The sequence below is a fragment of the Streptomyces sp. AHU1 genome (genome assembly GCF_045343905.1).
Classification (GTDB): Bacteria; Actinomycetota; Actinomycetes; order Streptomycetales; family Streptomycetaceae; genus Streptomyces; species Streptomyces triticiradicis.
The window spans coordinates 5010111-5020000 of sequence record NZ_CP174283.1 but is presented as its reverse complement, the minus strand read 5'-3'; the positions used below and the strand labels follow the sequence as shown (position 1 = coordinate 5020000).

The window sequence follows — 9890 nt, the reverse complement described above, 5'->3', positions numbered from 1 at the left end:
GTCGGGGACGACCAGACGCAGCACGTCGAGCTGACCCGGGATCTGGCGGTGCGGTTCAACCAGCGGTACGGGCACACGTTCGTGGTGCCCCGGGCGACCCGGCCGGAGGTCGCGGCCCGGGTCATGAACCTGCAGGAGCCGACGTCGAAGATGGGGAAGAGCGACGACGTCGGGCCGGGTGTCGTCTATCTGCTCGACGAGCCCGGGACCGTGCGGAAGAAGATCATGCGCGCGGTGACGGACAGCGGGCAGGACGTCGAGTACGACCCGCAGGAGCGGCCCGGGGTCTCGAATCTGCTGGAGATCCTGGCGGCGTGCGAGGGCGGCGACCCCGAGGTCCTGAGCGGTCGGTACACGTCGTACGGGGCTTTGAAGAAGGACACCGCCGACGCCGTGGTGGAGCTCCTCGGGCCCGTACAGGATCGGCACAAGCAGCTGTGCGCGGATCCCTCGTACGTGGAGGGGGTGCTGCGGGACGGCGCGCGGCGGGCCAGGGAGATGGCGCGGCCGACGGTGGACTCGGCGTACGAGGCCATCGGGCTGCTGGCGCCCTCGGCCGGATGACCGACCGGCTGACCGGCTGACCGGGCTTCGGGCGGGTCGGCCGGTCGGCCCCGGGGTCGTACTCGGGGCCGAGGGGCGGGCGGAGCGGGAGCCGGTGTCAGCTGTTGCCGGAGGCGAGTTCGCGGCTGCGGTCGCGGGCCGCTTCCAGTGCCGCGATGAGCGCGGCGCGTACGCCGTGGTTCTCGAGTTCGCGGATCGCGTTGATCGTGGTGCCCGCGGGGGAGGTGACGTTCTCGCGGAGCTTCACGGGGTGCTCGCCGCTGTCGCGGAGCATCACGGCGGCGCCGATCGCGGACTGGACGATCAGGTCGTGGGCCTTGTCGCGGGGCAGGCCGAGCAGGATGCCCGCGTCCGTCATGGCCTCGACCAGGTAGAAGAAGTACGCCGGTCCCGAACCGGAGAGGGCGGTGCAGGCGTCCTGCTGGGACTCGGGGACGCGGAGCGTCTTGCCGACGGCGCCGAAGATCTCCTCGGCGTACGCCACGTGCTCCGCGGTGGCGTGGCTGCCGGCGGAGATGACGGACATGGCCTCGTCCACGAGGGCGGGGGTGTTCGTCATGACACGGACGACGGGGGTGCCGGGGGCGAGGCGCTCCTCGAAGAAGGAGGTCGGGATGCCCGCCGCGCCGCTGACGATCAGGCGGTCGGCGGGGATGTGCGGGGCGAGCTCGTCGAGGAGGGCGCCCATGTCCTGGGGCTTGACGGTGAGGATCAGGGTGTCGGCGGTCTTCGCCGCTTCCGCGTTGGAGACCGGGGTGACGCCGTGGCGCTCCTGGAGTTCCCTGGCCCGCTCCGGCCGACGGGCGGTGACCAGGAGGTCGGTGGGGGCCCAGCCGGCTCGGATCATTCCGCTGAGCAGGGCTTCGCCGATCTTGCCGGTGCCGAGGACTGCGACTTTCTGAGGCATGGTTGCGGGTGCCCTCCGGGGGTTGAGTCGTCCACGTTCATCCTCCCACCGGGATCATGGGGGCGGGTGGGATGTCCGGTGGGCGGACGGCGTCGCCCACGGTCGCGGCGGAGGCCATGGATCGAGGCGGAGGGCCGCGGGCCGGGCGGAGGGCCGCGAGCGGCCGTCCGCCCGGTCGCGGGGTCCTACTGCGTCCTGCGGCGCAGGGTCGCCGCGCCGAGTCCCAGGACCAGCAGCGCGCTCCCGGCGACGATCAGTACGTCGCGCACGAAGGTCGCGGTCGCGTCGGTGTGCCTGAGGACCTCGTTCATGGCGTCGACCGCGTACGACATCGGGAGGACGTCGGAGATCGCCTCCAGGACGGGGTGCATGTCGGAGCGCGGGGTGAACAGGCCGCAGAGGAGGAGCTGCGGGAAGATCACCGCCGGCATGAACTGGACGGCCTGGAACTCGGAGGCGGCGAACGCCGAGACGAAGAGGCCGAGGGCCGTTCCGAGGAGGGCGTCGAGGAGGGCCACCAGGAGGAGCAGCCAGGGCGAGCCCGTGACGTCGAGGCCCAGGAGCCAGACCGCGAGTCCGGTGGCCAGGGCGGACTGGACGATGGCGATCGCGCCGAAGGCGAGGGCGTATCCGGCGATCAGGTCGCCCTTGCCCAGGGGCATGGCGAGGAGGCGTTCGAGGGTGCCGGAGGTGCGTTCGCGCAGGGTCGCGATCGAGGTCACCAGGAACATCGTGATCAGCGGGAAGATCCCGAGGAGGGACGCGCCGATGGAGTCGAAGGTGCCCGGGCTGCCGTCGAAGACGTAGCGGAGCAGGACCAGCATCACGCAGGGGACGAGGATCATCAGCGCGATGGTGCGCGGGTCGTGCCGCAGCTGGCGCAGGACGCGGGCCGCGGTGGCCGTCGTACGGGAGAGGTCGAGCGCGCTCGGGCGGGACGCCGGTGCGGGCTCCCGCGGGGTGCCGGGGCCCGTGGACGCGGTGGGAGGGGTGGGGTTCGTGGCCGCGGTGGAACTCATCGGGCGGTCTCCTCGCGGGAGTCGGGGCCGGTGGCCGGGGGCTGTGCGTCCGGGGACTTCCCGGCCGTGGTCGGCGCGGGCTCGCGCGCGGCCGCGACCGCCTCGTCCACGAGGTGCAGGAAGGCGGCTTCGACGGTGTCCGAGCCGGTCCGTTCGCGGAGGGCCTCGGGGGTGTCGTCGGCGAGGATCCCGCCCTCGCGCATCAGGAGGAGCCGGTGGCAGCGCTCGGCCTCGTCCATGACGTGGGAGGAGATCAGGAGGGTCGTGCCGCGTTCCTCGGCGATGGAGTGGAAGAGGTTCCACAGGTCGCGGCGCAGGACGGGGTCGAGGCCGACGGTGGGCTCGTCGAGGACCAGGAGTTCCGGGGCTCCGAGGAGGGCGACGGCGAGGGAGACGCGGCTGCGCTGGCCGCCCGAGAGGTTTCCGGCGAGGGCGTCGGCGCGGGAGGTGAGGTCGACGTCGGCGATGACCCGGGTGACGTCCGCGTGCCGGCGTTCGGCGGCGGCCCTGCCCGGGTCGAGGATCGCGGCGAAGTAGTCGAGGTTCTGGCGGACGGTCAGGTCGTCGTAGACGGAGGGCGCCTGGGTGACGTAACCGATGCGGGAGCGCAGCGCGGCGTCGCCGGCGGGGAGGCCGAGGACTTCGAGGGTGCCGCCGACCTTGGCCTGGGTGCCGACGGTCGCGCGCATCAGGGTGGACTTCCCGCAGCCGGAGGGACCGAGCAGGCCGGTGATCTGGCCGCGCGGGACGGTGAAGTCGAGTCCGTGCAGGACGGTGCGGGTGCCGCGGACGACCGTGAGGCCTTCGGCGCGGACGGCGGGCGGGGAAAGGGACACGGCTGTTCCTGTGGGGTCGGGCGGGCGCGAACGAATAATCATCGCGTGATGAATATTGCTCTCGCGGGGTGCGCCGGTCAAGGGCCGCGTGGTACCGGCGGAGCGGCCGAACGGCCGGCGTGCCGGGTGGTTCGGGGAGCCGGAGTACCGGCGGTTCGGGGAGCCGGAGCGCCGGGCGGCGCGGGCGCGCGTCGGCGTGAACGGAACGGGATCGTCCGCGGCGTCGCCGAGCGATGCGCTCCCGCGTTCGCGTGACAGCGGCCCGGAGGGGCTGCGCGATCAACGGGCTTACCTGACAATGGATTTCACTGTGCGAAACGGCTCCCTGCCGGGTCGCCGGGTCCGTCGTGCCCTCCCCCGGCACGGCACCCACGCATCTCCCGCTGTCGACCGGAGGTGCTGTCGTGATGCGCAAAGCCGATCTGTTCGCGTCCCTCGTCGTCTTCCTGGTGGCGCTGCCCCTGTGTGTCGGGGTCGCCATAGCGTCCGGTGTGCCCGCCGAGCTGGGGCTGGTGACCGGAATCGTCGGCGGGCTGGTCGCCGGGGCGCTGCCCGGAAGCAGTCTGCAGGTGAGCGGGCCCGCGGCCGGGCTGACCGTGCTGGTGTACGAGGCCGTGCGGTCGTACGGGGTCCAGGCGCTGGGCGTACTGGTGCTCGGCGCTGGCCTCGTGCAGCTCGGGCTCGGGGTCCTGCGGCTCGGGCGGTGGTTCCGGGCCGTGTCCGTGGCCGTCGTGCAGGGCATGCTCGCCGGGATCGGGCTCGTGCTGATCGCGGGTCAGGTGTACGCCATGGGCGACGCGGCCGCGCCTTCCGGCGGGCTCGGGAAGATCGCCGGGATCGTTTCGCTGGCCGGTGCCGCCGATCCCGTGGCGCTGGCGATCGGCGCCGCCACCGTGGCCGTACTGCTGCTGTGGCCGCGCTGGCGGCGGGGCGCCCGGCTGGTCCCGGCTCCGCTGCTCGCGGTGGGGCTCGCCTCGGCCGTCACCGGGGTCTTCGATCTCGCGGTGCGGCGGGTCGAGGTGCGGGGGCTGTTCGACGCCGTGCGGACGCCGTCCACCGCGGACCTGGGCCGGCTCACGGAAGTGGGCGTGCTCGGGACCGTGCTGGCGTTCGCGCTGATCGCGTCGGCGGAGTCGCTGTTCAGCGCGGCGGCGGTGGACCGGCTGCACCAGGGGCCGCGCACCGACTACGACCGGGAGCTGATCGCGCAGGGCGCCGGGAACACCGTGTGCGGGGTGCTCGGGGCGCTGCCCATGACCGCCGTGATCGTGCGGAGCGCGGCCAACGTGCACGCGGGGGCGCAGACCAAGGTGTCACGGGTGCTGCACGGGGTGTGGCTGCTGCTCTTCACGGCCGTGGTGCCCGCGGTGCTCGGGCTGATCCCGGTGGCGGCGCTGGCGGGGCTGCTGGTGCACGCGGGGTGCAAGCTCGTGCCGGTGCGGGAGGTGCGGAAGCTGTGGCGCGGGCATCGCGGTGAGGTGGTCGTGCTCGCGGTGACCGCGGTGGCGATCGTGGTGGGGAACCTGTTCGAGGGGGTGCTGGTCGGGCTCGCGCTGGCCGTGGCCAAGACGGCCTGGGACATCAGCCACGTGCATGTGGAGACGGAGGACCGGGGGGCCGCGGGAATGGTCGTACGGGTCGTCGGCAACGCCACCTTCCTGCGGCTGCCGAAGCTGCTGGACGCCTTGGAGGCGTTGCCCCGCGACCGTGTCGTACGGCTGGAGCTGGGCGGACTGCGGCACGTGGACCACGCGTGTGCGGCGGCCCTCGACGCGTGGGCCGCCGGGCGGGGTCACGAACGGATCGCCACCAGCAGTTCCACGACGTAGGTCTCCTCCACGGACCCTTCCGGGAAGGCCTGGAGGAGGTGGTTCCGTTCCTCGGCGAAGAACGCCCGGGTGGCCTCCTCGCCGAGGACCAGGAACTGCGAGTGGCTGCCGACGTTGGCGATCCGGGTGTCCACCGGGACGCGCCGGCTCCAGCGGACCTGGCGGTGCTCGAAGTCGAGGGTCCCGCTGGGGTCCGCGATCAGCGAGTCGGCGGGGCGAGTGGCGCTGGGGCTCTTTCCGGCCTTGCGGTCCTTCTCGTCCAGGCCGAGGAAGCGTTCGGCGCGCCTGGCCGCCGCCTCGATCCACGGGACGTCGAGCGCCTCGGTGTTCCACCACAGCGCCAGCGCTCCGCCGGGGCGCAGCACGCGCAGCGCCTCCGGTACCGAGCGGTTCGGCTCGGTCCAGTGCCAGGACTGGGCGTAGGTGAGGAGGTCCATGGAGGCGGAGGCGAGGGGCAGGGCGTCGCCGCTGCCCCGCACGATCGGGATGCCGGGGTGGGCGCGGCGGAACTCAGTGGCCATGCCGGGGCCGGGTTCCACGGCGAGGACGTCCGCGCCGCGGCCGCGCAGGAGTCCGGTCGAGATGCCGGTGCCCGCTCCCACGTCGGCGGTCCTGGCTCCGCTCAGGGGCCGGCCCGCGAGGTCTTCGACGGCGTCGAAGAGGGCGGACGGGTACGAGGGGCGGTTGGCGGCGTACTGCGCTGCGGCGGCGTTGAAGGAGTGGGCGCGCGTGGTGTGGCGGGTGGTGTGGCGGGTGGCTCCGGGTGGGGTGGAGGACGGCGTCATGGGGTCATGATCGCGGGTGGGTGCGGGGCCGGGGTAGGGCGTTTTCTGCCGCGCCTCGGGTGCGCGGCGGCGGTGGCGGCCGGTGGGTGGGTCGGGGCCGCGCCGGTACATCCGCCCGCATCCGAACGGATCTCGGCGGGGTTTCGAGGTGCGGGTCGGTTCCGATCCGTCCGGCCTGCGGGCATTCGATGTACCGGCACGGCCCCTCCCGTGCGTCGCCGGGTGCGGGTGCTTCGTGGCGGCTGTTCGGCCCCTCCCGCCGGACCCCGGCCGAGGGTGCTTCGTGGTGGTCGTTCGGCCTTTTCCGCCGGATCCCGGCCGCGGGTGGTCGGGGCGGCAGGTCGGCCCCTCCTGCCGGACGCGGGTGGTCGGGGCGATCAGACGCGGCGGCGCTTCTTCGCGGGGTTGCCGGCTCGGCGCGCGGTGCGGCGGGTGTACTGGGCCTTGGCCGCCTCGTACTCCTCACGGTGGAGCTTCTCGCCCGGGGCCTCGGAGAGCGAGCGGAAGAAATAGGCGAGGAGGGAGCCGACGAAACCGATGGTCAGCAGACCGCGCAGGGACGCCTGGCGGTCGGGGTCGGGACGCTTGGAGAAGGACTCCCAGGTGTGGCCGAACGCGAGGGCGGTGCACACCGCGAACATCAGCACGACCATCACGATCACGAGCGTGCCCACGTCCGCGATGGCCAGGCCCTGGTAGGCGAAGCGGAGCACGAAGCAGGCGGCCACCGCGGCGGCCGCCGAGCCGACGGCCACGCCGATCCTGCGGCCGGTGTAACCGCCGTCGTGCTCCACCCAGGTCGTCCCGAAGAAACGCAGGGGCTCGGGCCGGGGTCCCGCGGGGGTGCCGGTGCCGGGTCCCTTGTCGGTGGCGGCTCCGGTGTCGGTGCTGGTCTCGTCGCTCACCCGATGATTATCGCCCTGGTGGCGGCTCCGGCTGCCCCGCCCCGGGTGCTCCGGGGCGAGGGCGCCGGTCAGCCGCACCTCGCGGCGACGTAGCCGTCGCTGCCCGTCTGCACGTACGCGTCCGAGACGAACTGCGCGTTGGCGATGTTGTCCCAGATCGTCGAGGTCCCGTAGTAGCCGCTGACGGACTCTCCCTCGGTCTGGCAGCGGATCGGGACGCTCGAACCCGCCGGGATCGTGCGGACGATGGGGTAATGCGTGCCCGGTCCGCTACGGACATTGACACTCGCACCGGGTGCGAGCGGATACGTTCTGACGTCCGCCGATGCCTGAGACGCGGCTCCCAGCACTGTCAGGAACGCGGCGGCGAACCCGCCGACCAGCGTTGCCCGTCTGCCGGACATGGTCTTCACCTTGGTTCTCCTCGTTCGACGTCAGGAGCACTTCGCGGTGACGTAGCCGTCGCTGCCCGTCTGCACATAGGCGTCCGCCACGAACTGGCCGTTCGCGATGTTGTCCCAGATGTTGCTCGTCCCGTACGGGCCGGCGACGGACTCACCCGGGCACTGGCAGTAGATCGAGACGCGCGAACCCGCCGGCAGCGTCCGGACGACGCTGAAGTGGGTTCCCGGGCCGCTGCGGACATTGACGTTGTGGCCCGGCGCGAGCGGGTACGTGCGCAGCGCCTGTGCGGTGGACGACATCTCGTCCGCCGCCCCTGTGATCATGATGTCTTCCGTGGCCATATCGATTCCCCCGTTGAATGGTTCACGCCAAACTTAAGCTGCACGAGGAGGCTAGCAAGCCGTCGAGGTTTCGTACGAAGGATCGACTAGGCTCTGCGCGTCGCGCATGCGGGCGATCCCACGGGGGTGAGTGATGCCGCCACAGCGCAGCACCGGTACGGAAGCGGAACATCCGCTTTATGCCGGGCAGTACCTGCTGGAGACGAGACTGGGCTCCGGCGGCATGGGAATCGTGCATCTGGCGCGGTCCGCCTCCGGGTTGCGGCTGGCCGTCAAGGTCGTGCACGCCGAGTTCTCCCAGGATCCCGAGTTCCGGGGGCGGTTCCGCCAGGAGGTCGCGGCCGCGCGCCGGGTCAGCGGTGCCTTCACCGCGCCCGTGGTGGACGCCGACCCCGAGGCCGAACGCCCGTGGATGGCAACCCTGTTCATCCCGGGGCCGACGCTCGCCGAGCACGTCAAGCGGAACGGCGCACTGTCCACCGACCGGCTGCGCCATCTGATGGCCGGGCTCGCCGAGGCCTTGCGGGACATCCATCGGGCCGGTGTCGTCCACCGCGACCTCAAACCCAGCAACGTCCTGCTGGCGGAGGACGGGCCGAAAGTCATCGACTTCGGCATCTCACGCCCCTCCGACAGTGAACTCCGCACGGAGACCGGCAAGTTGATCGGCACACCGCCGTTCATGGCGCCGGAGCAGTTCAGCAGGCCGCGGCATGTCGGGCCGGCCGCGGACGTGTTCGCGCTCGGGTCGGTGATCGTGCACGCGGCCACCGGGAGCGGGCCCTTCGACTCGGACAGTCCCTATCTGGTCGCCTATCAAGTCGTCCACGACGAGCCGGACTTGACGGGAGTGCCGGAGGAGCTGGTCGACCTCGTCTCGCGCTGCCTCGCCAAGGAGCCCGAGGACCGGCCCACCCCGGACGAGCTGATGACCGCGCTGCGCTCGGTCTCGGCCTCGTACGACACCCGGGCCTTCATTCCCGAACAGCGCACCAGCGGCGGGGAGCCGGTCCCGCCCGGACGAAAGCCGCGTCCGCTGCACGAGCGGCCGGAGGGCTCCGAGGACCGTACCCACGCGGCTGCCGTGAAGAGGGGCGGGCGACGCCGACGCCTGCCCGCGCTCGTCGCGGCCGCCGGGCTCGCCGTCGCCGCCGGTGTCGTCGGCGTCCTCGGTCTCCCCGGCGGGTCGCAGAGCCCGGCGGCGGAACACCACACCACTCCCACGGCCGGGCACGCCTTCCGGCCCTGGAACCTCGATCTGAAGGCTTCCGGCGCCGAAGCCGGAGGCCAGTCGCAGTGCGCGTACACGCCCCGAACCCTGCTGTGCGTCAGGCCCGGTGTCCTCGCCGCGGCGATCGATCCGGACAACGGCAAGGTGCTGTGGTCCCGGAGCGGCGCAGGAGACACCAGCACCTACTCCACTCCGGCCCCGGTCCTCTCCGGCGGACTCCTGATGGTCGGGAACGGGCACCGGCTGACCGCGCTGGACCCCACCACGGGCGCGACGCGCTGGAGCAAGGACATCGAGCGTTACGACGGTCGTATCGCCCACGTCGCCGGCATGGTCCTGCTCACCGGTCCCGACTCCGAGGTCGTCGCGCTGAACGCCGCCACCGGCAAGGAGGCGTGGCGCCGCTCCGTCCCGGGGACGAAGCTCCCCCAGTTCCAGTCGTTCGGGGACGGGGTCGCCTACGCGGTTGCGACACCCACGCTGTCCACGACCCGGGTGACCGCCGTGGACCCGCGGACCGGTGCCACGAACTGGCAGCGGACCATGCACGGGCAGCTGAGCATCGTGGCCGCCCACGAGGGAGCGGTCTGGTTCGCCTCGACCACCATCGACCAGTACACGGATGCCGTACTCCGCTACGACGTGACGAACCGCGGGATCCACCGTGCCGCGCTGCGCGTCCCGCAGGCCCGGGCGCAGGTGGCCGTACAGGGAGACACCGCCTATCTGCTGGGGAACGACGGTTCGCTGGTCGCCGTGAACACGAGGACGTCGAAGCAGCTGTGGCGGGTGGAGACCTCCGTCAGCAAGGCGTCGGCCCCCACCGTGGCCGGGCGTCACCTCTACCTCACCACGGTGGACGGGCGCCTCATCGCCGTCGACACCGTCCGGGGCGCACTGCTGGGCCAGACCAAGGCACACCTGGCCGGCAGTCGGGGTTCACTCGTCAGCGCGCTCCCCGCCCCCCTCACCGTCGGCACCCACGTCTACGCCACCGCCCCCGACGGCTCCCTCTTCGCGGTCGACGGGCGGGATCCCTCGGGCTGGTGAAGGCGTGGAGGGGCCGCC

The 9890-nt window shown here is 72.5% G+C and carries 10 protein-coding genes (1 of these 10 only partly in view); 3 read left to right on the top strand and 7 right to left on the bottom strand.

Annotated features, from left to right (window positions below):
• On the top strand, window positions 1-564 hold the 3' portion of the coding sequence (trpS, locus tag ACICHK_RS22405) for a tryptophan--tRNA ligase (protein ID WP_406838293.1). It extends 441 nt beyond the left edge of the window; the window shows 564 of its 1005 coding nt (coding positions 442-1005); its start codon lies off the left edge, out of view; it ends in the stop codon at window positions 562-564.
• A gap of 97 nt (window positions 565-661) precedes the next feature.
• Here the strand turns inward: trpS and proC are convergent, their stop codons facing one another.
• The 3 genes from proC to ACICHK_RS22390 all read right to left on the bottom strand — a co-directional run bounded on the left by proC (window position 662) and on the right by ACICHK_RS22390 (window position 3368).
• Window positions 662-1471 carry a pyrroline-5-carboxylate reductase gene (gene proC, locus ACICHK_RS22400; RefSeq protein WP_406838292.1) on the bottom strand — a complete coding sequence of 270 codons (810 nt, stop codon included), beginning with the start codon at window positions 1469-1471 and terminating at the stop codon, window positions 662-664.
• Between the two features lie 185 nt (window positions 1472-1656).
• Window positions 1657-2490, bottom strand: coding sequence for an ABC transporter permease (locus tag ACICHK_RS22395; RefSeq protein WP_406838291.1), 834 nt, complete (start codon window positions 2488-2490; stop codon window positions 1657-1659).
• Complete coding sequence (locus ACICHK_RS22390; protein WP_151474291.1) at window positions 2487-3368, bottom strand: ABC transporter ATP-binding protein; 882 nt, start codon at window positions 3366-3368, stop codon at window positions 2487-2489. The genes ACICHK_RS22395 and ACICHK_RS22390 overlap by 4 nt, the downstream gene beginning before the upstream one ends.
• Before the next feature lie 365 nt (window positions 3369-3733).
• Here ACICHK_RS22390 and ACICHK_RS22385 point away from each other — a divergent pair, with 365 nt between their 5' ends.
• Window positions 3734-5155, top strand: a complete 1422-nt coding sequence (locus ACICHK_RS22385) for a SulP family inorganic anion transporter (RefSeq protein WP_406838290.1) — start codon at window positions 3734-3736, stop codon at window positions 5153-5155.
• On the opposite strand, the gene ACICHK_RS22380 is transcribed toward ACICHK_RS22385, so the two are convergent.
• The 4 genes from ACICHK_RS22380 to ACICHK_RS22365 all read right to left on the bottom strand — a co-directional run bounded on the left by ACICHK_RS22380 (window position 5119) and on the right by ACICHK_RS22365 (window position 7591).
• A complete protein-coding gene (locus ACICHK_RS22380) occupies window positions 5119-5940 on the bottom strand; it encodes a class I SAM-dependent methyltransferase (protein ID WP_406838289.1) in 822 nt (273 codons plus the stop codon). The genes ACICHK_RS22385 and ACICHK_RS22380 overlap by 37 nt on opposite strands.
• A 377-nt stretch (window positions 5941-6317) precedes the next feature.
• Window positions 6318-6845, bottom strand: a complete 528-nt coding sequence (locus tag ACICHK_RS22375; RefSeq protein ID WP_406838288.1) for an EamA/RhaT family transporter — start codon at window positions 6843-6845, stop codon at window positions 6318-6320.
• 68 nt (window positions 6846-6913) lie between these two features.
• The gene (locus ACICHK_RS22370) at window positions 6914-7249 is read right to left on the bottom strand and encodes an SH3 domain-containing protein (RefSeq protein ID WP_406838287.1); all 336 of its coding nucleotides are present in this window, start codon (window positions 7247-7249) and stop codon (window positions 6914-6916) included.
• A gap of 30 nt (window positions 7250-7279) precedes the next feature.
• The gene (locus tag ACICHK_RS22365) at window positions 7280-7591 is read right to left on the bottom strand and encodes a hypothetical protein (RefSeq protein ID WP_406838286.1); all 312 of its coding nucleotides are present in this window, start codon (window positions 7589-7591) and stop codon (window positions 7280-7282) included.
• 133 nt (window positions 7592-7724) lie between these two features.
• On the opposite strand from ACICHK_RS22365, the gene ACICHK_RS22360 reads away from it, so the two are divergent.
• Window positions 7725-9872, top strand: coding sequence for a protein kinase domain-containing protein (locus ACICHK_RS22360; RefSeq protein WP_406838285.1), 2148 nt, complete (start codon window positions 7725-7727; stop codon window positions 9870-9872).
• Window positions 9873-9890: the final 18 nt, after the last annotated feature.